This window comes from Priestia sp. MDV22-iso46, assembly GCF_058629175.1.
In genome coordinates this window covers 144,602-168,179 of sequence record NZ_JBZVWT010000002.1, presented here as the reverse complement: position 1 = coordinate 168,179, position 23,578 = coordinate 144,602, and the positions used below count along the sequence as shown (strand labels likewise).

The window sequence follows — 23,578 nt, the reverse complement described above, 5'->3', positions numbered from 1 at the left end:
ATAGTGTTTAGAAGAAAAGGCTTTTGAAGGAGGGAATGAATCAGTGAACATAGGGTTTATCGGAACAGGAAACATGGGGAAAATATTAATTGATGCGTTTATTGAATCAAAAGCCGTACGTCCTTCTAAAATTACTATTATGAATCGCACAAAAAAAAGAGCCAAAAAGATTCAACAGCAGCATAAAAAAATTCATGTTGCTGATACAGCTGAAGAAGTTGTTCACGCATCCAAAGTCATTTTTATTTGTGTTAAGCCATTGGATATTCACCCCCTTTTAATAAAATTAGAACCACTTCTGACGAAAGATCACTGCATTGTATCCATTACCAGTCCAATTAGCGTAGAACAAATCGAACGCCTCGTTCCGAGTCAAGCAGCTAGAATTATCCCTAGCATTACGAATCGGGCATTAGCAGGTGTTTCTCTTTTCACGTTTGGAGAAAGATGTACGCCTTTTTACCAAAATTATTTACATGAATTATTTTCATCTATGTCAAAGCCTGTGGCTATTGATCAAACGATTACGCGCGTATCATCCGATATCGTAAGCTGCGGTCCTGCATTCTTCAGCTTTTTGCTTCAACGCTTTATTGATGCAGCAGTTCAAGAAACAAATATTTCTGAAGAAGAAGCTACCGTCATGGCCAGTGATATGATTATTGGAATGGGAAAACTGTTGGAAAAAGAAATATTTACGCTTCCTACCTTGCAGGATAAAGTATGCGTAAAAGGCGGTGTAACCGGAGAAGGTATTAAAGTTTTAGAAGCTGAACTCGGAGAGATGTTTGTGCACGTATTTCAAAAAACACATGAAAAATTTGACGAAGACATTGAGCTTGTTCACAATCAGTTTGATAGTCTTATTCCATAATTTCTGTAGAAATCCTGCTTTGAAACAAAAAAAGAAGCCTCTACTCGGCTTCTTTTTTTTGCGCAGAGAAAAAGATGCGCTCACTGTTTGAAGTAGGCTCACTCATTTTGAAATCTGCACTTACTTCTATATTTATAAAACCAGCTTCGCTCAGCCATGATTGATAATGGTCAATCGACCAAGTGCGCTGAGCATGCACCTCATCAAAGCGATGATATGCATCCATTTCTTCATCATAAGCAAAAAACGTAATATCATGCTCTACGCGCATGTCTGTATCGTCATAGGTGCAGTTCCAAATATATGACACGTCTTCATCTACGTAAGAAAAAGATTGATTTCCAAATACGTCCTTCATCTTGTGCACTGAATGAACATCAAATATAAAGAGCCCACCTGGTTTTAAGTGCTTATATACACGTTGAATGGTTTCTTGAACTTCTTTATCACTTTGCAAATAGTTCAAAGAATCACAAAAGATTACTACACAATCGAACTCTTTCAATAACTCAAGTTCCGCCATGTTTTGCTGAAAAAGAGATAGCGTTACCCCTGCTTCTGTCGCCTTTTCCTGGGCTACCATAAGCATATCATCAGACAAATCAACGCCTACTACGGAGAAACCTTCTTGTGCAAATCGAACGGAGAGTTCTCCCGTGCCGCAGGCAAGGTCTAATATACTGTCAGGCTTTGTTTTCGCTTTTGCCACCTGCTGATTAAAAAATTCAGCCCAATCGTCATACGGAACGTCTGCCATTAGCTGATCATATACGTAGGCAAATTCTCCGTACCTGCTCATAGCTGTAGCTCTTCTGAACTTACAAATGGTGCATCTCCCCATAAGCGTTCTAAGTTATAATATCCGCGCTCATCTTTATGGAAAATGTGAACCACAACATCTCCAAGATCAACAAGAACCCACTTAGCCTGCTCAAATCCTTCTAAACGCTTCACAGAAATGCCTTGTTCGTGTGCATTTTCTTTAATTTCACGAGCAATTGCCTGCACTTGTTTATCTGAGTTACCGTGACAAATAACAAAATAATCTGCCACAAGTGAGATTCCTTCCATATTTAACGCTACGATATCGATTGCTTTTTTATCGTCTGCTGCTTCTACAACAAGAGATAGCAATTCACGTTCAGTCATGTGTTTGACCTCCTAAGATTAAATCATTATATGTCATCATCGTATCGGGATAAACGGCCTGATGTTTAGTCATTAAAAAAGAAATGGTGTTTTTCAGTGATTGAATAAGTGCTGCATTTAAGTCGATTTTAGCTAACTCCCGCACTTCATCAACACCTGGAAATCTCCTTCCGGGTTCAATGTAATCAGCAACGTACACAATTTTTTCAAGTAACGTCATGCCAGGTCTTCCGGATGTATGGTAAGCAATCGCATCCAATACTTCCTTATCCGTAATCCCTACTTCATTTCTCACTAAAAACGCGCCTACTGGAGCATGCCATAATTCGGTATTGTATTCCAATAAAGAAGGGTTCATGTTTTGATCAATAATAATTTGCTTCATCTCTTCCTTTGGACGAAACTTGGCATAGTCATGAAAAATAGCAGCCAGTTCTGCTTTTTTTTCGTCTGCTTCAAAACGCTTAGCTAATTCAATTGCTGTTTCCATTACCCCGACAGTATGAATATAACGACGTTCTGTTAACTGTTTCTTTACGATTTCTAATGCCTCAGTTCGATTCATATAATTGATTCTCCTCGATATATTGTTTAACACCAGCAGGTATAAAATAACGAATGGTTTCTTTCTTTACTACTCGTTCGCGAATAAAGGAAGAGGAGACATCAAACTGCGGAACTTCTACTTCTTTTATCGGGTAAGGGGACGTAATGGTATACCCCGGGCGTTTTACACCTACAAATGTAACCAAATTGACTAATTCATCAATTTCATACCACTTCGGCAAATATTCTACCATATCAGCACCAACGATGAAATGAAACTGATACGTTGGATACTTCTCCGTTAGTATTCTCATCGTATCATATGTATATGAAGGCTCTTTGCGCTCAAATTCAATCGGCTGCAGGGTAAATTGATCATGTTCTTCAATAGCTAGCTTTAGCATTTGTAAACGATGATATGGCTCAATAGGCTCTTTGATTGTTTTATGAGGTGGAATATACGACGGCATGAACCATATCTCATCTAATTTCAAGGCATGCAAAACCTCATTTGCCATCATTAAATGCCCCAAATGAGGCGGATTGAATGTTCCACCTAAAATTCCAATACTCTTCAACAATCCCCGACTCCTTTAATTTACTTCATTTTTAAATAGAGCGGGTTTCCCCGCTCTATTTCATTTCACTTTTGGAAGCATTAACTGCTTATTTTCGCGTGATTCTTTATATAATACAATTGTATTTCCAATCACTTGTACAAGCTCTGCTTTTGTTCCTTTTGTTAATCGAGCAGCAACCGTGTCACGATCTTCGTCACAGTTTTGCAGAATGCTTACTTTTAATAATTCTCTTGCTTCTAATGCATCAGCAATTTGACCAATCATATTTTCGTTGACTCCACCTTTTCCTACTTGGAAAATTGGATTTAAATGATGTGCTTTTGAACGTAAAAAACGTTTTTGTTTACCTGTTAACATAAAAACCTCCGTTGTATCTTATCTCTTAGTTAGTGTTGAAAGAACAATGTGTTCCATTGCCTCTTCGTCAGGACGGACGTTCGTCCACTTTTCAAATGCAAGTGCACCTTGCAGTACAAACATACCGACACCGTTATGAGTGCCTGCCCCTTTTGCTTCAGCCTCTTTTAAAAGCTTTGTTTTTAAAGGGTTGTAAATAATATCGCTGACTACGGCTTCTTTTTGCAATAAAGTAAGTGCTAATGGCAGCTCATCAACGTTAGGATACATTCCCACTGAAGTGGTATTAATAATAATATCGAATGTATCTAATTGTTTTTCCGCATCAGAAATAGACATCGCCGCCGTTTTCGTCGAAAAAGGCAGCTCGTTAGCTAATACAGCTGCTTTTTCGACGGTACGATTGCATATCGCAATTACCTCGGGAGCATGCTGAGCGGCAATTGTATAAAAAATAGCTTTTGCAGCTCCTCCAGCTCCAATAATTAAAATTCTTTTTTGGGATAAGCTGCCTTCTACTGCTTTGAGTAAAGACGTCACATACCCCTCTCCGTCGGTATTGTATCCAATATAACGGCCATCTTGATTAACAACTGTATTTACAGCGCCAATTGCCTTTGCTAATGGATCGACTTCATCCAAATGCTTCATAATATCAACTTTATAAGGAATCGTGACATTAAATCCTTGAATGTTTTTATCTTTTAGCTCTCCAATGGCTGACTCAAAATGAACAGGTTCAATTGGAAAAGCTTCATAATGAGCATCCATATTCAGACGTTTAAAGGCGTCATTTTGCATCAATGGCGATAGTGAATGCCCAAGCGGATAACCAACTAGCCCATATAATGTACTCAAGATTTTTTCCCCTTTTTGTTTAAATTAAAGAATCGCGCACAAATACGCCGACTCCTTTTGGTGCATGCGCCACAACTTTTGAACCTGACTCATTAACCGTCACCCAGCCAAGCCCTGAAAAAACAATATCCGTTTTTTCATTTTTTATTGTAAATTCATGTGCAACCAGTTCAGGAAACTCATCCATTTGCTCTGGGCGCGGCGGCTGAAGCAGTTCACCTGCTTGCTTTTCATACAGCTCATCTGCTTTTTCAAGCTTCGTACGATGGATATGCAAATCGTTCGATACATAACATGTTAATGACTTGCGGCCTCCCTGTACATAATCTAAGCGCGCCAGTCCTCCAAAGTATAACGTTTGCCCTTCATTTAGCTGATAAACCTTCGGCTTTATTTCTTTTTTAGGAGAAATTAGCTTTAAGTCTCGTTTATCTACATAGTGAGCCATTTGATGGTGATTAATAATACCAGGCGTATCATATAAAGACGCGCCGTTATCAAGCGGGATATCAATCATATCCAGCGTTGTGCCCGGATATTGAGATGTGGTAATAATATCTTTTTCTCCCGTTACTTCTTTAATAATGGCATTAATAAATGTTGATTTACCAACGTTTGTACATCCCACAACATATACATCTTTACCTTCGCGATAATGTTCAATGGCTTCGGCAATTTCTCGAATTCCTTGTCCTTTTTGCGCGCTCATGAGAAACACATCCACTGATTTTAGCCCAAGCTCTTTCGCTTCTCGCTTCATCCAATGAATTAGTTTATTTTTCTTTATAGACTTTGGCAGTAAATCCGCTTTATTTCCCACTAAAAGAACCTTGTTATTTCCAACAAATCGATGCAAACCAGGTAACCAGCTGCCGTTAAAGTCAAAGATATCTACAACTTTTACAACTAAACCGTCCGTTTGACCAATTCCATTTAAGATTTTTAAAAAATCATCGTCTGTTAAGGAAACATCTTGTACTTCATTATAATGCTTCAAGCGAAAGCATCGCTGGCAAATAATAGCTTCTTTTTCTAGTGCTGATTTTGGAGCATAGCCAAGTTCATCCGGTCGTTCTGTTTGAATCTCCACTCCGCATCCTACGCACTGTAATTTTTCTTCACTCACGTTTTAATCCTCCCAGTTAATCATACCTTTTCGTTTCATCCAACCTAGAATTCTTCGTTCCATTTTACGGTTAAATTTCGTTACAAATCCATCTGTTTGCGCAACTGGTACAACCAAAACCGTATATACGCCGAGACGATTTCCTCCTAATACATCCGTTAAAAGCTGGTCACCAATAACTACAACCTCATCTTTTTGCAGCTCCATATCACGAAGAGCTCTTCTAAATGCTTTACGCATCGGTTTGCGTGCTTTATATACAAATGGAAGTCCAACTGGATCTGAAAACAGCTTGACTCGTTTCTCCACATTATTCGATACAATCGTAATTTTAATTCCACTATCTTTCATTAACTGAAACCACTCAATTAATTCCGGAGTGGCATCAGGGCGATCCCATTCCACCAACGTGTTATCTAAGTCGGTAATAATTCCTTTTATTCCGCGCTCTTTCAAATCGTCTGGCTTAATTTGAAACACGTTTTTCACATGTTCATTTGGTAAAAAAAGTTTCAACACGTATCATGCACCTCGAATATATAGTTACATACTAAAATTAACGCCGTCTATCATTATAACGACTTCTTGTTATTTTCCAACCTAAAATTTTATTCTCTTCAAAAACAGGTCTTTTCTTAGTATAAAGGATATGCCTTGTGAATGCTTTAACTTTATACAGAAAGTTATTGACAAAAGGTAGTAAAACTCCATTTGTTCGTGAGCTTACGATATATTCACCCACTGCAAACTTAAAATAAAAAATAGTGCAGAAAACGTTTATTACTTATCAAATAGGGTAAGTGGTAAACAAATTCCGTTAAAAGTTTTCGACAAAAATTGATAAGCCCAATTATGTGGATAAGGTTATACACATTATCCTCTGTTATAGTTCAGCAATTAATGGTAATTATAAACAACATACCCACATTTTATCCACCGAAAGCTGTGGATAACAGAACGATTGTTCCTTTATTTGATTCATGTTAGATTATAAATAAGGAATTTATTAGCATTTAAATATAACTTTTTAGGATATTTATTTTAGTAGGAGGTGGCGGCAATCTTATGAGAAAATTATCAGATGAGCTGCTTATTGAATCATACAGCAAAGCAACTGAACTGCAATTAAGCCCTGATTTTATAAAATTAATTGAAGAGGAAATTGAAAGAAGATCATTAAAGATTAGCATACAAATTCCTTCTTAACGAATAAAAGAGCCTTCTTAATAAAAGAAAGCTGCATCTTCATTTATCTATCTACTCTTTTATTATATAGGCTCTATTTTTTCAAATGAGCAATTGGTTCTCCACATTTTACGTAAGAACCTGAGTAAACATTAGAAGCAAAAGTGATTGAGTTCTTCTCAAATAATAAAATGACAGTCGAGCCAAACGTGAAGTAAGCCATTTCTTCCCCTTTTTCGACTACTTCTTTTTTAGAAACCGCTTCAATACTGTTGATAAACATGGCTCCTACTTTTACCATCAGCATGTGACCATTTTCAAATGTTAACTCCGTGAGCTTCCGGAAATTTTTCACAAGCGGTTCTTTCCCGTATTTGATTCCTAATGAATTTACTGGATAAGACTTTTGTCCAACGGTCCACGTATCCCCCACTTGGGCTTTAAGAGGGCTGTGAATGCGATGATAGTCTTTCGGACTAAGGTAGAGGATAATAAACTGTCCCTCTATATATTTTTCAAGAACGAGATCATTTGAAACCATTTCCTGTATAGAATAAGGTTTGTTTTTTACAATCATTTCTTTTTGAGGCGTAATGACTCCATATGCTTCTATCTTTGCATCTACAGGACTGACAACGCTGTCTTTCTGCTGATCGACCGGACGGGCAGAAGGTTTCAAACGGCGAATAAATAGCTCATGTAAGTTTTGATAGTGATGCAGAGGCTTGTCCATTTCTTCTTTATTTACTTTAAAAACTTTTGTATAGGAGGGTATAACAAACCGACTCCATTTAGAGAAAGTGAATTTTCGAATGAGCTTCGATGATCCTTGGTGATTCGTAAGCTCAATAAACGTTCGATACAGGTGCTGCAACAATAATTTTACCTCCACATACTGAATAGTTCTTTACTAGAATAAGGTTTGCGTCTACAATGAAATTACCATTATTTTTACCTTTAGTTCATTCCATCCTTTAAAGGAGTGAGGAAATTGTTTTTATTAGACTATCTAGATCATACAATTAAAAAGCTGAGATCCCAAGCGGCAAACTCCTTAACGATTGTTAATTTAAGTTTAGGAAGCTTTGCTATTTTATTTGTCATGAAAAATGAATTGAACTTAAGTTTATTACTAATTTTTTTAGCAGCGTTAGCAGACCGATTCGACGGCATGGTAGCCAGAAAGCTGCAAATTGAATCTGAACTTGGAAAACAACTGGACTCCATGTGCGATATTATATCATTTGGCATCGCTCCAGCTCTACTACTTTATCAAAGTATTTTATCTCACTTTGGTGCTGCAGGTTCAATTGTTACCATCTGTTACATTGCTTGCGGAGCACTTCGTCTTGCCCGCTTTAACATCACAGAAAATACTGGGTATTTTACAGGGCTCCCTATTACCGCAGCAGGTTGTTTATTAACTCTTAGCTACTTAGGCGTCCCTTATTTGCCTTCACACTTTTATATGTTTTTAATTATCGTACTCGCTTGCTTGATGATTAGTACTTTCAAGCTAAAAAAAGTATAGAGCTCTATTTACTTTTATAGAGGAATATTATCGTCTTGCTTCTTTTCTTAATTATAGAATAAATCATCTTCTTTAAGAAACAAAGCGAAAATTCCTTAAGAATTCTTAAAAATGAATGGTTCTATTCGGTAGGATATGTCATCTAAAAAAACTCATGCGCATGCATGAGTTTTTTTTAATACCAGCAGCTAAACCAATAGAAGCTTCCGAAAATTAATAACAGGACAAACAGAACAATCAACAATCCAAGTCCCCAGCCGAAGCCTCCTCCACATGGGTAAGCTGGATAATTAGGATAACAGCAGCCTCCGTAACCGTACATACTCTCCCTCCTTACACTATAAACTACTACTAGCGTATGTACATACTTTTCCCCTGTATAGGCTGGTAACTATCTCTAAAGAAAAATCTGTGGACTTTTTCAAACTCTCTTGTCCCCGGGGGAATTTTAAACGTACAGGCAAAGACATCCTTCTTTTTACATATAGTGTAATGTTAGTCTCTCACAGGTTGATATCCCCTTATGGAGGTGAAGAGATGTCTGCATTATTTACCGCACTAGGCTATTTCTTTAAAGAATTGGTTTTCCTTGTTTCCTACGTAAAAAACAATGCGTTTCCTCAACCCTTGTCTGCTGCTGAAGAAAAGAGATATTTATCTTTAATGGAACAAGGAGATCAAGAAGCGCGAAACCTTCTTATTGAACACAATCTCCGGCTCGTTGCGCATATTGTTAAAAAGTTTGAAAACACGGGAGAGGATGCGGAAGATTTAATTTCAATTGGGACAATCGGTTTAATTAAAGCAATCGAAAGTTATTCGCAAGGAAAAGGAACAAAATTAGCTACTTATGCCGCACGATGTATTGAAAATGAAATATTGATGCACTTGCGAGCGCTCAAAAAAACAAAAAAAGATGTGTCGCTCCATGATCCAATTGGCCAGGATAAAGAAGGAAATGAAATCAGTTTGATTGATGTATTAAAATCAGAATCAGACGATGTAATTGATATGATTCAACTAAATATGGAATTAGAAAAAATAAAAGAATACATCGATATTCTCGATGATCGAGAAAAGGAAGTAATTGTTGGCCGCTTCGGTTTGGATCTGCAGGATGAAAAAACCCAGCGAGAAATTGCAAAAGAATTAAATATTTCAAGAAGTTATGTTTCGCGAATTGAAAAGCGAGCGCTGATGAAAATGTTTCACGAATTTTACAGAGCCGAAAAAGAGAAAAAAAAGAGCGGAAAGAAGGAGAATTAATCCTTCTTTCCGCTCTTTTTTTAAAATAATTTCCAAATAATAATCCGTAGCAAACACATCATTACTCCCCCTACTAATCATTTAGGTGGAATCTTTCTCCACAAGCAGCCATACAACGATATATCCTTTTTGATTAATCATCATTCATCCACTCCTTTCCACTGTTCAAATTAGAAATGACGATAAAACTCATACTTGCGGTCTTTTATTTCTTCTTCTAATTGTCTTACATACTGTTCATGCTTAATTTCTGCCTCTGAGTATTGACGGGACTTTATGGTAATAGTTAAAAAGAAAATGTTCAGTGTCATTACAATCACCTCCTTATACACAAAAAAGCCACAGTAATGCATAAGCATCCTGTGGCTGAAAAATAATAAAAACCACAGGGCTACTATTCGCACCTGTGGTGAATTAACGTGTTTTAATGATCAAAGTAAGAAAGTTACTTGATACAGGAACACGGCCGAATAGTATACGTATATAGACGATTTTTGAACATAGTTGAAACTGGATGACCCATAACTGATAAACGTCTTAACATATGACTCGACCTCCTTTTAATAAAGTATTTTCCTTACAATGGTAATTATATCCACGGACTCATAAAAAGTAAACTGTTTTTTTGAAAAATAGGGAATTTTTTTATTTTTTCAACCCTCATAAAAAAAAGACGATGTATAATCGCCTTTTTACATCTATTATTCTTTTTCTTTCATTAGTTCTTTTTTCAGTTTTTTAGTTTGATAACTAAAATAAAAGGCAAGGGCGGCAAAAAGAATAACGATCGCTTCCATTATTCCAAGCTGTATATCACTTTTTTCACCTTGGCCAATCATAACACCAATGTACAAGAATGTACTTACGGCTAGAAGGACGTAAATAAAGCGGCTGTAATCTTCAATTTTTGCTTTGATGTGTTGAGCTTTCATACAATCACCTTCTCAGTAGAATGTTATAACTCTACTCTATCATAGATCTATAGGTCTATAAAAATCCTATTTTTACCATAATCATTTCAATGCCTCTTCTAAGTCTTCAATTAAATCTTCTACATCTTCAAGGCCTACAGAAATACGAATTAATCCATCTGTAATTCCTAGCTCTTTACGTCGGTCGCTCGGTATAGAAGCATGAGTCATTTTAGAAGGAATGGAAATAAGGCTTTCAATGGCTCCTAAACTTTCTGCTAATGTAAAATATTTCACTTTGCTCAGTACTTGTTCCGCTTTCTCTTCGCTTCCCACATCAAAAGAAACCATTCCCCCAAAACCTCTTGCTTGCTTTTTAGCAATAAGGTGGTTTGGGTGGGTTTTTAATCCTGGATAATATACTTTTGTAACAGCAGGATGAGCAAGTAAAAATTCTACTATTTTCCCAGTGTTGAATTCATGTTCTTCCATTCGTATTCCTAATGTTTTAATCCCCCTCATCAAAAGCCAAGAATCTTGGGGTCCTAAAATGCCTCCAGTCGCATTTTGAATAAAATGAAGGTCTTCTGCCAATTTAGGCGAATTCACAACAGCTAGCCCTGCTACAACGTCACTGTGGCCGCCTAGATACTTAGTTGCACTGTGCAGAACGATATCCGCACCTTTTTCGATAGGGTTTTGCCAATACGGGGTACTGAATGTGTTATCAACGATGGTAAGTAAATGATGCTGTTTAGCTACTGAAGAAGCCTGCTGCAAGTCAGTAATTTTTAGGAGAGGATTCGTGGGAGTCTCGATATAAATAGCTTTTGTGTTGGGGCGAATTTCTTTCTTAATATTTTCGATGTCGCTTGTATCAATAAAAGTAGCTTCAATGCCAATACGGCTCAGCACTTTTGTAATCACTCGGTACGTTCCTCCGTATACGTCATCTGTAATTAGCACATGATCTCCGCTGTTAAACAGCATGAATACAGCAGTAGTAGCTGCCATACCAGATCCAAACGCAAACCCCGCATATCCTCCTTCAATTTCTTTGATAAGTTCTTCTAAGGCGTGTCGTGTAGGGTTACCGGTTCTCGAATATTCGTATCCCGTATGTTTTCCAGCTCCCTCTTGTTTATAAGTGCTCACTTGATAAATAGGAACAGAGACAGCACCCGTCTGTTCATCGCCAACAATTCCACCATGAATTAATTGTGTTTTACGTTTCATCTTATCTTCCTCCACTGTAAATATTTTTACTTAAGTACCGTTCGCTGCTATCGGGAAAAATGGTGACGATATGAGCGCCTTTTTCTGCATTTTTTGCTTCGAGCAGGGCTGCTTCGAAGGCTGCTCCTGAAGAGCTCCCTACTAGTAACCCTTCTTTTAAAGCCAGCTCTTTCACTCTTTGAAAAGCATAAACATCTTCAACAGTATGAATAGCATTAAAATAAGACCGCTCCATATAATCAGGGATGAACTCCATTCCAATTCCTTCAGTTAAGTGAGGGCCGGATTTCCCTCCGTTTAAAATCGAACCTTCTGGCTCCACAATGACTGTTTTTAGAGAAGGATTTTTTTCTTTCAAAAATTTTGCTGTACCCATAAATGTTCCACCTGTACCTGCTCCAGCTACAAACACGTCGATTTTTCCATCAAGCTGTTCATATATTTCTGGCCCTAAGGTTTTGTAATAAGTCATAGGATTGGCCGGATTAGCAAACTGCTGAGGACAATAAGAACCAGGTATTTCACGCAGCAGCTCTTGAGCCTTGTTTATAGCACCTTTCATACCAGCTTCAGTAGGTGTTTGAACCACAGTTGCCCCCAAAGCCTTCATAAGCTGCTGTTTTTCAATACTGAATTTTTCTGGAACACATAGTATGACGTTTATTTCGTGCTGAAGAGCAGCTAAAGCCAGCCCAATCCCCGTATTTCCAGCAGTAGGCTCAACCACCGTTCCGCCTCGCTTCAGTCTTCCAGAGCTAAGAGCTTCTTGCATCAGTTCTTTTCCTAAACGATCTTTTACACTTCCTCCTGGATTAACATATTCCAGTTTAGCAAATATCCTGATTTCTCTAGGTAAATCAAATTGTGTAATCTCAATCATAGGTGTGTTTCCAATCAATTCATGAATGTTTTTGGCTACCTTCATAATCTTGAACACCTCGCTATCAAATAATATAACTTAACCTATAAATAAAGTCGGAATTAAGGTAAAAATATAGTCTACACCCCATGTTATGATAAACGATGCAGAGTGTAGACGAAAACAAACTCTATATTTTACGAACAGCTTATTTTAATTTTGTAATAAAATTCAATACTAATTTCGTTGAATTAACAGCTGCTTTTTCTAAAAATTGCTCAAAAGAAACATTTGATTCTTTGCCGGCGATGTCAGAAAGAGCACGAAGAATAACAAACGGTACGCCAAATTGATAGCATACTTGAGCAACAGCCGCCGCTTCCATTTCAGCTGCATACAGGTCTGGAAACTTAGAGCGAACAAACTCTACGCGCACAGGATCGTTCATGAACGAATCTCCTGTAGCAATTAGTCCTTTTACAATTTTCATATCCGTTACTTCAAGAGCACTTTCTTCAGCAAGACGAACTAGTTTGTCATCTGCTTTAAAAGCTGCAGGCAAGTTTGGCACTTGACCGTATTCATAGTTGAATACCGTTACATCTACATCATGATGACGAACTTCTGTTGAAATAACCGCATCCCCTACGTTTAACTCTGGATGGAAGCCGCCTGCTGATCCTGTGTTAATAACGTAATCAGGTTTGAACTTCTCTAGTAAGATGGCTGTAGATAACGCAGCATTTACTTTTCCAATACCTGATTTTAATAATACAACCTCCACACCGCTAATTGTTCCTGTTGAGTATTCACATCCTGCGATTACTGTTTCTTGACGATTTTCAATTTTATCGCGTAAAATCGTCACTTCTTCTTCCATTGCTCCAATGATTGCTACTTTCATTTTAAAACCTCTTTCTACTATTGTTTCGTTGCCTCCAATACCCACACAAAGTGATTAAATTGTGTAAAGGTTATGTGAAAACCATTGCTTTCAAAGATTTGCTTTAAGACGGGAATCGTTGTATAGTATTCCCTCTCTAGATCTTCTGCTAGTTGCGTATATCCTTTTTGTTTTGCCTGAACAATGGTATCAGCAAATGAATCCGCTGTTTCAAACATTGTATCAGCAAACACTATTTTACCACCGGTTTGAAGTAACTTTCCATAGTTTATCACAGCTTCTTCTTTTTCTTTATCTGTTAAATGATGAAAAGCATACGTACTAACTAAGCTCTCTGCTGGAAACAATGATGTATCAAATTGTAAAAAGTCTCCTGGTGTGACTAAAACATCTGCCCCTAATTTCTGGTGTGCCAATTGTCTCATTGGTACTGAAGGTTCAATTCCTACTACAGTCAGTTCTTTTTCTAACAGTTTTTTTGTTAAGTTTCCAGTCCCTGTTCCAAATTCTATCACATGCCCTATTGAACGGTCTGCTACATATTCTAAGATTTCATTATAATTGCGAAACACTTCTCTATACTGTTCATCTTTCCCGCTTACCGATGCATCATACTCATTCGCCCACTTTTCAAAGATATCTAAAAACTCTAGACCCATAAAAAACGCCTCCTCATAACTAATAATTCTTATGGATATAGTATGTTTTTAGCTATCGTTTGTTCTTCATTTACAAATTATTTTAAGCTTTTAACTTTCTATTTGCTATACTATAGTAATGAAGTAAGGAGGTCGTAAGATGAACTTTGAATTTGAAATGATTGAAGATAAAATAGAATTTTTTGAAGCGCCTGATGTTAAAATACTTGAGAAACAAATTGCTGAAAAAATTGATCAAAATAAAGCGATTTTGCTTGAGGTGCACAGCGTATCTCATCAAATGTCTGTGGACTATGAACAAGGTAAAAAACTGTACTCTGCAGTTGTTCATTTCAAATTAAAAAAGCAGCGCTAGCGCGCTGCTTTTCTTATTGAAGCTTGTCTACCACTGCGGGCTTCCAGCCTTCTCCATCTACCCATTCAATTTGAACGCGGTATTTTGTTGAGGAGTTGCCTTTAGGACTAACCGTAGCTACCGCTTTACCTACGCCACCGTTATTCCCTAAACGCCATACGGTCATGTTGCTTGGGCTAATGCCTGACCCTTCGCCTACAGCTTTTAGCATTTCGTTCCAATCCGTTGATCCTTTTTTATATGTTGCTGCAGGTGCATCTTGTGACGTACCTACTGAATCCCATGAAGGATCTACCTTGCGTTCTGCCACGCCAGGCTCTGGATTTTTCTCTACTTCAGCCTGTGAATCTGATTCGTTTGATTCTTCATCTGTTGCTTGATCATCTTCAGAGCTTTGGTCATCTTCAGAACTTTGATCGTCCGTTGCTTGATCATCTGTTGCTTGATCATCTTTCGAAGAATCATCGTCTTTTTTAGCCGTCTTGTCCGTTTTTTGGTCATTTGTTTGCGGATTGTTTTGAGTTGTTTCCGCTTGGTTATCCGATTTATCCTTGTTTCCAAGAATCATCGTACCACCGACAAATACAATTAAAACTGCTACGACAGCAATTAACAGATTATATAATCGGTTTACTTTTTTTTCTTTGTTTTCGTGTCTTGAAGAACGATTGTTATTCATTGCTACAATTTCCTCCAACTTTTATAATGCTTTATTCTAACATGTGTTTTCTTATACATGAAGCATCAAAATTTATTTGAAGTATATTTGTAATATTTTTTACAAATTCTTCTTGTTTTAACGTGTATTTAAGTCATACATCCCTTTAACAATATCATAAAATACGCTGTTTGTGGGAGATATCGCACTTTTTGTATTTAAATCCACTACTACCATTGCATATTTTGGATCATCTGCAGGAAAGTAACCGGCAAACCATTTATTGACGATATCGTCTTTCACACTGATTTCAGCAGTTCCTGACTTTCCTGCCACTTCATAAGGAAGCGTTTGAAATCTTCTTCCTGTTCCTTTTTCGCTCTGTACGACACCTTTTAAAAGCTGCTGCATAGAAGCAGCTGTGGCTTTATTAATGGTATCTCCTTTTAGCTCATGCTCTTTAAACGTATACAATGACGTGTTGTTTTTATACTCTAGCGCATCTACAGCTTTTACCTGTTTCTTTTCTCCTCCACGTGCAATTGTCGCCATCATATTTGCTACTGCAAGCGGAGTCACTTTTACATCAAGCTGCCCAATTGCCGTTTGCGCTACAGCATTTGGTACTTTTTTTTCTCTTGTATTTGTCCAAACTCTTCCCGATTTTTCTCCTAAAAACTGCTTAAAATGTTCAAAGTGGAACACATCACCTGTCCATCCTACAGGCTGAATAAGCCCTAACTTATCAGCATATTGTTCAAGGATATTCGGATTAGATATTATCATTTCTTTTGCTAGCTGGGCAAACGTTGCATTACAACTTTGCGCGAAGCTTTCTTCAAACGTCAGCTGCCCTTTTTGATGATCTTCTTCTACATTATTGCCATAAATACTTTTATCGCAGTTATAGGTCAAAGAAGGCTGAATTTTATTTTGTTCAAGCGCTGCAGCAGCTGTTACGGTTTTAAATATAGATCCAGGAGTTTGTGGCGTCAGCAAACGATTTTCTACGCTGTCTGAACCATTTTGCTTTTTAAATGGATCTTTCTTATTAATCGAAGGCCTGCTGGCCATCGCAATTACTTTATTATTTTTTATATCAATTAAGACAGCTCCTCCGTCTTTTAACTTATAATGATTTAATGTATTCTCCACCAGCTCCTGAGCAGACAAATCAAGCGTCGTACGCACACTGACTGGATAATAAGGGTTAGCTGTACCCGTGTATTTTACATCGATGCCAAACATAGGCCCACCTAGGCGATCAACATGATAAAGGAGCTTAGACTCCTGTTCAGGCAGCAAAAACTCGTCAAAAGCCCTCTGCATCCCTGAGATACCTACAGGCGTAGTTGATTTAATTGCTCCATTTTTCAATTTGTCACTATACTTCTCTTCAATTATTTGTTTGCTTTGTGCCTCTAGTCCGATTAAATGTTCAGCAAGAGGAACTGGACGCTCATCTTTTAGAGGAATTCCAAATACGCCAGGTACCTTTAATGCATTTATTTTTTCGACTTGTGCATGGGATAATTCTTTTGTAATAACAACCGGTGTTTTAGCATTCGCTAGTCTGTTCGTTAGTTCCTTTGGTTGCATTCCCACGATTTCACTTACTTGCTGAACAGGCCACTTCATTTTTTCTAAAAATGGAAACAGGACTAAGCGATTATGCGTGATAGATGTTAAAGACTGTCCATTTTTATCTTCAAATTTCCCTCGCCCGTCATCTACCACCATTTCCTGCGTACGCTGTTTTACGCTTCCTTCAATTAAGTTAATCTTTTTGTCAGTAAAAGATTCTGTGCTGACAAGCTGGAGTTGAACAAGCCGTGCTCCCAGTCCACTAATTAATAATAAAATAAAAATAAGAGTAATATAAATTCGCTTGTGAATTATTTTCATGACTACACCTCACTCTTTACAAGTGTCGACGTTGCCATTACTTTTAAAACCATTATCTTAAGAAATATTCATTCTTTTTTTCATTTCACAAAAAAACTTGCTGATTCAGCAAGTTTTTATTATTAATTTTCTGTTAAAAATTGTTGAGTTGTTCTTAGCTTTCCTATTTTCGGAAAGATGTAAGAAAGAGTTGCTTCATGCTCTTCTTTTGTAAATGTCGCCATGGCATCCGTGATAAAAATTTGGTTATACCCATACTGAAATGCTTCACGAGCTGTGCTTTCCACACCAATATTTGTTGCAATTCCGCAAAGGACAATTGTATCAATTCCTCTTCGGCGAAGCTGAAGGTCTAAATCTGTCCCAAAAAAGGCTCCCCACTGACGTTTTGTCACAATGTAATCATTCTCTTGAACATTAAGTCTTGGATCGAATTCCGCCCAGTCTGCAGGTCTTTCTTGAGGAGCAGATGGCTTTTGATCCGTTTCTGGCGTCAACGCATCTTTTCCATCTTGAAAATCTACTCGTACAAAGCTAATAAATCCATTTTGTTCGCGGAAACGATTCACAAGCTGAACAGATTTCTCCACAATTTCGTCTCCTCCAATTGGAACAATCCCTTTTTGTAAATCAATTAAAACAAGCGCTGTTGTAGTAAAATCGATATCTTTCATTTTCATCTTTCCTTTCTTACATATCTTTTCTATTCTCTCCGCTTTTTAAAATCATATAAAAAAAGCTGACGCGTGTCAGCTTTTTTAATTACGAGCATTCAGTAGAACGCTTCCAACCATATGTTTTACTTAACAGATACAATTTTCACTGACATATCTCCACCAGGAGTTTGAACAGTTACTTGATCTCCAATTTGTTTGCCCATTAGACTTTTAGCAATTGGCGAATCATTTGAAATTTTCCCTTCAAACGGATCTGCTTCTGCACTACCTACAATTGTATACGTTTCTTCGTCACCATCTGGCAACTCTACAAATGTTACAGATTTACCTAATGATACAATAGAAGAGTTTTCTACATCTTCTTCAATAATTTTCGCATTGCGAATCATATTTTCAAGCGTTGTAATACGGCCTTCTACGAAAGCCTGCTCGTCTTTTGCAGAATCGTACTCAGAGTTCTCCGATAAATCTCCAAAACTGCGGGCGATTTTGATACGCTCTACAACTTCTTTACGTTTTACTGTTTTTAAATATTCTAGCTCTTGCTCTAGCTTTAGCTTTCCTTCTTCTGTCATTGGAAATACTTTTTCTTGTGCCATAATCCCTTCACTCCTTCTTGAACTCAAAATCTCTAGTGTATACAGTCCATTTCTGTATGTACAAAAAATTTTCCACTCTGTGGAAAAATCAGTTAATAGAGAAATGACAGCTTCAAAATAGAAGCTGCTCGTTTCTCTATTCTTTATAATGTTTGTGTTTAGTTAGCAGAATATGTCTGCATTGTCTTCAAAAAAATTCCTGCATCTATGCTATGTTATTATAAAATGGCATTTTGTTCAAGAATTGTTTGAATTTTAGTGACCATCAAGTCAATCGCTACGTGGTTTTGACCGCCTTCAGGAATGATAATATCTGCATAACGTTTTGTTGGTTCAACAAACTGATTATGCATCGGGCGAACGACAGATACGTATTGATCAACAACTGACTCAAGCGTACGCTCTCGTTCTTTAATATCACGAAGCATACGACGAATGATACGAAGATCCGCATCTGTATCTACGTATAGCTTGATATCCATTAAATTACGCAAGCGCTGATCTTCTAGTACAAGAATACCTTCTAAAATAATAACATCTTTTGGTTCTTCTCTAATTACCTTTTCAGAGCGCGTATGAATTGCGTAATCATATACCGGTTTGTCAATGCTCTCATAATTTAATAAGTTTTGCAAGTGTTCAATCAGCAAATCATTATCAAATGCTAAAGGATGATCGTAGTTTGTTTGCAAACGCTGTTCAAACGGTACATCGCTTTGATCTTTATAATAATAGTCTTGCTCAAGAAGCATAATAGAATGCCCTTTAAAATACTCATAAATAGCTTTGGTTACAGTTGTTTTACCAGAACCGGATCCACCAGCGATACCGATTACAACGGGCTTTTTCCCCATTTTATATTTAAATCCCCTTTCGCATCATGTTATATGAAAATAGAGGTTGGTCCACTTTAAATTTCACAATTTGCAGCGGATGACGCGCAGCATCTAGTTCATTGCCATCTTCGTCCCAAATTTTATCTATTTTTTGCGTAAAGTTTTTAATTTCCGGACCGAAAAATTCCACTTCTTCTCCCGGTTTAAAATAGTTACGCTGTTGCAATGTCACGATGCTTGTTTCTTCATCATAATTCAATACTAAACCAGCAAAATCAAATTTTGTTTTCTTGCCGTGTACGCCAAACATTTGCTCATCTACTCCAGGAACCCCTTCAAAAAAGGCAGGAGCCGTATCGCGGTTTGCACATTTGTCTAGCTCATCAAGCCATTCTTTTTGAATCACAAAATTCTCAGGATCTGCACAGTATGCGTCAATCACCTTGCGATACACGCTCACCACTGTTGCGATATAGTGAATCGACTTCATACGTCCTTCAATTTTTAAGCTATCAATACCCAGCTCAATCATTTGAGGGATAGATTGAATTAAATTTAAGTCTTTTGGACTCATTGCAAACGGATCGTCTTGCTCATCAAATAAAGCTGTTTCCGTTTTACCGTCTTCTACTTTAAATAAATCATAGTCCCAACGGCATGATTGACAGCAGCCTCCGCGGTTTGAATCACGCGCTGTCATATGGTTACTTAGCACGCAGCGGCCTGAATAAGCAATACACATCGCTCCGTGAATAAAAGCTTCAATTTCAATATCCACTTTTTCTTTCATTTCGCGCATTTCTTCAGCACCCGTTTCACGAGCAAGTACAACACGTTCTAATCCTTCTTCTTTCCAGAACTGAACGGCTTTCCAGTTTGAAAGTGATTGCTGCGTACTTAAATGTACTTCAAGCTTAGGTGCAACGCGTCGACAGGTTTCGATAATTAACGGATCAGCTACGATGATTCCAGAAACACCAGCGCGCTCTAATCCCATTAAATAATCTTCAAGTCCGTCCATATTTTCATTGTGAGCAAAAATGTTTGTTGTAACATAAATACGTGCGCCGTATTTGTTTGCAAACTGAACACCTTCTGCCATTTCTTCAAATGTAAAGTTATCTGCATTTGAACGAAGGCCAAACTCTTTTCCTCCGATAAATACAGCATCTGCTCCATAGTGTACGGCAACTTTTAATTTTTCAAGGTTACCGGCTGGAGCTAACAACTCAGGCTTCTTAGTAATAACTCGTTTACCTTCTACTACAGTATCGATTTGAACAGCCATCGTTTGTACCTCCTTTGTTTATCTTTCTTTGCATGCTTTTTAATATACCGTTTCTTTAAAGAAAAACCCTGTGTCTAACGGGCGGTTAATTGGCTGCAAGCTTTCAATTTCTTCTAACAAATCGTCTTTAACGTTTTCGTATTCTTCACGGTCATCTACACATAAATCAATCGCTTGACGATATTTTTTTGTTACTTCTAAAATATATTGCGGTGACTTTAATACGCCGTCAATTTTGAACACATCTACTTCAGCATCAATCATTTCGGAAAGCTCATCGATAATGCACATATCATTTGGACTCATAATGTGCGTTCCATTTTCATCTTCGAAAATTGGATACTTATTGTTTCGCTCATTATCAAGTAAAAACATATCTTTTTCTACTTTACGATTTTCAATTTCCATGACTTTTCCTTGATACTCAAAGTAGTTGCCAAGAAGTGAACGTTTTGATTGGAACATACACGTCATGCCATGCACCTGAACTTCAATTTCTACTTCGGCTTTTTCTTTGATATCAATGATGCTATCCATGCTTAGCTCACGAGCAAGAACTGCGCGCTTAGCTCCTTTACGCCCCCAGTAGTTACATGAATACCAGTTTGTGCCCGTTGTTTCAGTACTCCAGTGCATCTTCATTTCTGGAGCTGTTTCACGCACTGCCATCAATACAGCAGGATCTCCAAATACAATCGCATCCACGCTTGCTTCTTTTAAGAATAAAATATATTCATTTAGTTCGGCTATTTTATCATTGTGAAATAATCCGTTCATCGCTACGTAGACTTTTGCATTATGCTGATGAGCAATATTTACAGCTTCTACGATATCTTCACGTTTGAATTCACCTGCTAAACGCAAACCGTAGCGCTGTTCACCAACCATAACAGCTGTTGCTCCAGCTTGTAGTAATGATTCGATTTCCGAAACTGCAGTTGGTGTCACTAATAGTTCTGGTTTTTTCATTCTTGGTCACCTCTTTTAATACTAATCGCGATTCCGTCTCCAATAGGGAGAATAGTTGTATAATAATCGGGATGATTCATCAGCCACGTGTTGTATGCCTGAATTTTTTTAATTAAGCTACGGCGTCGACGTGTTTCTACTTCGGCCAAATCAGTCGCTACGTGACCTTTAAATAGTACGTTATCCGAAATAATCATTCCTTTAGAAGATAGCATCGGCTCATAATGTTCAAAAAAACGCTGATACTGACCTTTAGCTGCATCAATAAAAACTGCATCATAGGGACCATGACGTTCAATTTCATCTCTAAGCTCTAGTGCATCCCCAAACAACGACACAATTTTATCTTGTTTTCCCGCCCGTTCAATAAATTCTTGCGCTTTTTGGTAACGCTCTTCATTTCGTTCTACCGTAACCACTCGTGCCTCTGGAAGCGCATGGGTCATTCGAATAGATGAATATGCAATCGCTGTTCCAATTTCTAATATATGTTTTGGCTGATGAAGACGAAGAATTTGCAATAGCGTTTCAACACCAATCAATTCCATAATCGGAACGTGATGTTCTTTTGCATAAGCTTCCATTTCTTCAATAAGCTCCTGGCGCTTAGGAATAAGCTTTTCCACATACTGCTCTACGTTTTGTAAAAGCAAAACACTTCCTCCGTTCTCAGAAGTACATTTTACATTATGTTTTCATAACGTTTCATTACTGCAAAATAGTAAGACAACTAGTCTATTATAAGTTTTTTTCGTTTTTACGTAAACCCGATATATTTTAACATAAAAGATGGGGAATGCGAAGTATCGCGATTCCCCAATTTTAAATTTCCACTTATTTTTCGGTATTTTGCTTTTCTTTACCTGTAATATGCTTGGCTTTTTCTTTGTTATGTTCTTCTAACGTTTTGGTAAAAATAACTTTTCCTTCAGGTGTGGCCAAGAAGTATAAATAATCTGTATTGGCTGGATGTAACGCAGCTTTGATTGACATTAAACCAGAGCTGGCAATTGGTCCTGGAGGCAACCCTTTTACTTTATACGTATTGTAAGGAGAGTCCACTTCTAAATGCTTATAGAACACGCGGTCTTTATGCTCTCCTAAGGCATATAAGACGGTTGGATCCGTTTGAAGAGGCATGTTTTTTTCAAGGCGATTATAAAAGACGCTGGCAATTTTTTCTCGGTCGACTTTCGCAGTCGCTTCCTCTTCAATGAGAGAAGACATGGTTAACAATTTATGTGCACTGAATTTTTTCTTCTTCATTTGCCCACTGTACTGACCTAATACATTATTTGTTTTCCCTACCATTTTATCCAATATTTCATCTAACGACACATTTTTATCATAAAAATCATACGTAACGGGATATAAATAACCTTCTAGCGGATGTTTAATATCTTTTTGCATCACTTCATCCGTTACTACATCTGGATATTTTTCTTTCATTTTATTGACGAATGCCTTATCGTCTAGCTTTTTCATGACTTCGTCTTTTGTAAACTTTGTATTTTTAGCAATGATATCAGCAATTTCGACAAGCTGGCGTCCTTCTGGAATGGTGACACGAATATCAGGTTGTTTTGAAACCTCGCCTTTTTCCATTTTTTCAACCATTTCCCCTAGACTCATGGAAGGAGAAAATAAATACGTTCCAGCTTGAAATCCAGACACATGGGTTAATTTTACGTAATAGCGAAATGCACTTTTACTTTTAATTAAATCTTCTTTTTTCAATACCGTACCAATCGATTGGACGGAAGAACCTTGTGGAATGGTCACATTTACTTTTTTATTGCTGTTTCGATCCACGGGCGTTAAGCGGGATTGAGCATAGAAAAATGCACCGCCAACTAGTAAAAGAAGTACGATAATTGTAATAAAAATAACTCGTTTTTTTCTTGAACGATTAGGTGGTAAAAATGTTTGTTGCGACAAGCAGCTTCCTGGTTAAATCTACTTCTGTAAAAGAAGATACAACCAGTTTCACCTCTTTTCTTCTTGATTTTTTATAAGTATGAACAGAGAGGAGACATGAGATTGCGATTCATTCGTATCGCCTATAGGTGTGAGATGGTATCGCTTCCTTAAACTCTCGCCTCTTCTAAAATTTTTCCATGATTTATGTTATTGTCTGCCCAAAGTCTAGTTTCATCCGTTCAAACAATGAATTCTTTTATTAAAATGCACTCTCACACGCAGGAATTATTATACTACAATTTATCTTATTTTTCGTCATTATCATACAA

At 37.4% G+C, this 23,578-nt stretch carries 30 protein-coding genes; 5 read left to right on the top strand and 25 right to left on the bottom strand.

All coding sequences use genetic code 11. The features are described from left to right. Positions 1-43 precede the first annotated feature (43 nt). The gene (gene comER, locus AC4NPH_RS12745) at positions 44-874 is read left to right on the top strand and encodes a late competence protein ComER (RefSeq protein WP_098803702.1); all 831 of its coding nucleotides are present in this window, start codon (positions 44-46) and stop codon (positions 872-874) included. A 40-nt stretch (positions 875-914) separates the two neighbouring features. On the opposite strand, the gene AC4NPH_RS12740 is transcribed toward comER, so the two are convergent. From AC4NPH_RS12740 to AC4NPH_RS12705, 8 genes are read right to left on the bottom strand one after another with little or no spacing between them, the layout of a single operon-like run. After that, positions 915-1,673, bottom strand: a complete 759-nt coding sequence (locus tag AC4NPH_RS12740; protein WP_013059256.1) for a class I SAM-dependent DNA methyltransferase — start codon at positions 1,671-1,673, stop codon at positions 915-917. Next, positions 1,670-2,023, bottom strand: coding sequence for a ribosome silencing factor (gene rsfS / locus AC4NPH_RS12735; RefSeq protein ID WP_013059257.1), 354 nt, complete (start codon positions 2,021-2,023; stop codon positions 1,670-1,672). Before rsfS ends, AC4NPH_RS12740 begins: the two co-directional genes overlap by 4 nt. After that, positions 2,016-2,588: a bis(5'-nucleosyl)-tetraphosphatase (symmetrical) YqeK gene (gene yqeK, locus AC4NPH_RS12730; RefSeq protein WP_013059258.1), complete on the bottom strand. Its 573-nt coding sequence runs from the start codon at positions 2,586-2,588 to the stop codon at positions 2,016-2,018. Before yqeK ends, rsfS begins: the two co-directional genes overlap by 8 nt. Further along, positions 2,575-3,147, bottom strand: coding sequence for a nicotinate-nucleotide adenylyltransferase (locus AC4NPH_RS12725; RefSeq protein ID WP_013059259.1), 573 nt, complete (start codon positions 3,145-3,147; stop codon positions 2,575-2,577). Before AC4NPH_RS12725 ends, yqeK begins: the two co-directional genes overlap by 14 nt. Positions 3,148-3,207: 60 nt before the next feature. Beyond that, positions 3,208-3,507: a ribosome assembly RNA-binding protein YhbY gene (yhbY, locus tag AC4NPH_RS12720; RefSeq protein WP_013059260.1), complete on the bottom strand. Its 300-nt coding sequence runs from the start codon at positions 3,505-3,507 to the stop codon at positions 3,208-3,210. An 18-nt stretch (positions 3,508-3,525) separates the two neighbouring features. Further along, the gene (aroE, locus tag AC4NPH_RS12715) at positions 3,526-4,365 is read right to left on the bottom strand and encodes a shikimate dehydrogenase (RefSeq protein ID WP_016765605.1); all 840 of its coding nucleotides are present in this window, start codon (positions 4,363-4,365) and stop codon (positions 3,526-3,528) included. Between the two features lie 19 nt (positions 4,366-4,384). Beyond that, positions 4,385-5,491 (bottom strand): ribosome biogenesis GTPase YqeH, encoded by a 1,107-nt coding sequence (gene yqeH / locus AC4NPH_RS12710; protein WP_013059262.1) that lies wholly within the window; start codon positions 5,489-5,491, stop codon positions 4,385-4,387. Positions 5,492-5,494: 3 nt separating this feature from the next. Next, on the bottom strand, positions 5,495-6,007 hold the full coding sequence (locus AC4NPH_RS12705) for a YqeG family HAD IIIA-type phosphatase (RefSeq protein WP_013059263.1): 513 nt from the start codon (positions 6,005-6,007) through the stop codon (positions 5,495-5,497). Between the two features lie 549 nt (positions 6,008-6,556). On the opposite strand from AC4NPH_RS12705, the gene AC4NPH_RS12700 reads away from it, so the two are divergent. Beyond that, positions 6,557-6,697, top strand: a complete 141-nt coding sequence (locus tag AC4NPH_RS12700) for a sporulation histidine kinase inhibitor Sda (RefSeq protein WP_013059264.1) — start codon at positions 6,557-6,559, stop codon at positions 6,695-6,697. A 73-nt stretch (positions 6,698-6,770) separates the two neighbouring features. On the opposite strand, the gene AC4NPH_RS12695 is transcribed toward AC4NPH_RS12700, so the two are convergent. Then, the gene (locus AC4NPH_RS12695; protein WP_029320147.1) at positions 6,771-7,553 is read right to left on the bottom strand and encodes a phosphatidylserine decarboxylase; all 783 of its coding nucleotides are present in this window, start codon (positions 7,551-7,553) and stop codon (positions 6,771-6,773) included. A 114-nt stretch (positions 7,554-7,667) separates the two neighbouring features. On the opposite strand from AC4NPH_RS12695, the gene pssA reads away from it, so the two are divergent. Continuing rightward, positions 7,668-8,207, top strand: a complete 540-nt coding sequence (gene pssA / locus AC4NPH_RS12690; protein ID WP_013059266.1) for a CDP-diacylglycerol--serine O-phosphatidyltransferase — start codon at positions 7,668-7,670, stop codon at positions 8,205-8,207. A 175-nt stretch (positions 8,208-8,382) separates the two neighbouring features. On the opposite strand, the gene AC4NPH_RS12685 is transcribed toward pssA, so the two are convergent. Beyond that, complete coding sequence (locus AC4NPH_RS12685; protein WP_013059267.1) at positions 8,383-8,529, bottom strand: hypothetical protein; 147 nt, start codon at positions 8,527-8,529, stop codon at positions 8,383-8,385. 215 nt (positions 8,530-8,744) lie between these two features. Here AC4NPH_RS12685 and sigK point away from each other — a divergent pair, with 215 nt between their 5' ends. Continuing rightward, complete coding sequence (sigK, locus tag AC4NPH_RS12680) at positions 8,745-9,473, top strand: RNA polymerase sporulation sigma factor SigK (protein ID WP_013059268.1); 729 nt, start codon at positions 8,745-8,747, stop codon at positions 9,471-9,473. A gap of 170 nt (positions 9,474-9,643) precedes the next feature. On the opposite strand, the gene AC4NPH_RS12675 is transcribed toward sigK, so the two are convergent. From AC4NPH_RS12675 to AC4NPH_RS12650, 6 genes are all read right to left on the bottom strand, one after another. After that, complete coding sequence (locus tag AC4NPH_RS12675) at positions 9,644-9,784, bottom strand: YrzI family small protein (protein WP_013059269.1); 141 nt, start codon at positions 9,782-9,784, stop codon at positions 9,644-9,646. Between the two features lie 390 nt (positions 9,785-10,174). After that, positions 10,175-10,405, bottom strand: coding sequence for a YrhC family protein (locus tag AC4NPH_RS12670; protein ID WP_098314700.1), 231 nt, complete (start codon positions 10,403-10,405; stop codon positions 10,175-10,177). A gap of 81 nt (positions 10,406-10,486) precedes the next feature. Beyond that, entirely contained in the window at positions 10,487-11,620 is a 1,134-nt protein-coding gene (locus tag AC4NPH_RS12665) for a bifunctional cystathionine gamma-lyase/homocysteine desulfhydrase (RefSeq protein WP_013059271.1), read from the bottom strand. A 1-nt stretch (position 11,621) separates the two neighbouring features. Beyond that, a complete protein-coding gene (locus AC4NPH_RS12660) occupies positions 11,622-12,545 on the bottom strand; it encodes a PLP-dependent cysteine synthase family protein (RefSeq protein WP_029320142.1) in 924 nt (307 codons plus the stop codon). 142 nt (positions 12,546-12,687) lie between these two features. Then, positions 12,688-13,383, bottom strand: a complete 696-nt coding sequence (gene mtnN / locus AC4NPH_RS12655) for a 5'-methylthioadenosine/S-adenosylhomocysteine nucleosidase (RefSeq protein WP_013059273.1) — start codon at positions 13,381-13,383, stop codon at positions 12,688-12,690. A gap of 17 nt (positions 13,384-13,400) precedes the next feature. Then, entirely contained in the window at positions 13,401-14,042 is a 642-nt protein-coding gene (locus AC4NPH_RS12650; RefSeq protein ID WP_013059274.1) for a class I SAM-dependent methyltransferase, read from the bottom strand. Positions 14,043-14,181: 139 nt separating this feature from the next. Here AC4NPH_RS12650 and AC4NPH_RS12645 point away from each other — a divergent pair, with 139 nt between their 5' ends. Then, entirely contained in the window at positions 14,182-14,397 is a 216-nt protein-coding gene (locus tag AC4NPH_RS12645; RefSeq protein WP_013059275.1) for a DUF2536 family protein, read from the top strand. Between the two features lie 13 nt (positions 14,398-14,410). On the opposite strand, the gene AC4NPH_RS12640 is transcribed toward AC4NPH_RS12645, so the two are convergent. From AC4NPH_RS12640 to mltG, 9 genes are all read right to left on the bottom strand, one after another. Then, positions 14,411-15,076 carry a YrrS family protein gene (locus AC4NPH_RS12640; protein WP_063672712.1) on the bottom strand — a complete coding sequence of 222 codons (666 nt, stop codon included), beginning with the start codon at positions 15,074-15,076 and terminating at the stop codon, positions 14,411-14,413. Positions 15,077-15,193: 117 nt separating this feature from the next. Then, positions 15,194-16,960 (bottom strand): peptidoglycan D,D-transpeptidase FtsI family protein, encoded by a 1,767-nt coding sequence (locus AC4NPH_RS12635; RefSeq protein WP_053487743.1) that lies wholly within the window; start codon positions 16,958-16,960, stop codon positions 15,194-15,196. A gap of 122 nt (positions 16,961-17,082) precedes the next feature. Then, on the bottom strand, positions 17,083-17,640 hold the full coding sequence (locus tag AC4NPH_RS12630; RefSeq protein ID WP_371400026.1) for an isochorismatase family protein: 558 nt from the start codon (positions 17,638-17,640) through the stop codon (positions 17,083-17,085). A 119-nt stretch (positions 17,641-17,759) separates the two neighbouring features. Next, on the bottom strand, positions 17,760-18,236 hold the full coding sequence (greA, locus tag AC4NPH_RS12625) for a transcription elongation factor GreA (protein WP_013059279.1): 477 nt from the start codon (positions 18,234-18,236) through the stop codon (positions 17,760-17,762). A gap of 218 nt (positions 18,237-18,454) precedes the next feature. Continuing rightward, positions 18,455-19,090 (bottom strand): uridine kinase, encoded by a 636-nt coding sequence (gene udk / locus AC4NPH_RS12620; RefSeq protein WP_013059280.1) that lies wholly within the window; start codon positions 19,088-19,090, stop codon positions 18,455-18,457. Between the two features lie 7 nt (positions 19,091-19,097). Then, positions 19,098-20,360, bottom strand: coding sequence for a peptidase U32 family protein (locus AC4NPH_RS12615; RefSeq protein WP_013059281.1), 1,263 nt, complete (start codon positions 20,358-20,360; stop codon positions 19,098-19,100). 39 nt (positions 20,361-20,399) lie between these two features. Then, complete coding sequence (locus tag AC4NPH_RS12610; RefSeq protein WP_013059282.1) at positions 20,400-21,329, bottom strand: peptidase U32 family protein; 930 nt, start codon at positions 21,327-21,329, stop codon at positions 20,400-20,402. Beyond that, positions 21,326-21,982: an O-methyltransferase gene (locus AC4NPH_RS12605; RefSeq protein WP_013059283.1), complete on the bottom strand. Its 657-nt coding sequence runs from the start codon at positions 21,980-21,982 to the stop codon at positions 21,326-21,328. Before AC4NPH_RS12605 ends, AC4NPH_RS12610 begins: the two co-directional genes overlap by 4 nt. A 181-nt stretch (positions 21,983-22,163) precedes the next feature. Further along, positions 22,164-23,267, bottom strand: coding sequence for an endolytic transglycosylase MltG (gene mltG, locus AC4NPH_RS12600; RefSeq protein ID WP_055992485.1), 1,104 nt, complete (start codon positions 23,265-23,267; stop codon positions 22,164-22,166). Positions 23,268-23,578: the final 311 nt, after the last annotated feature.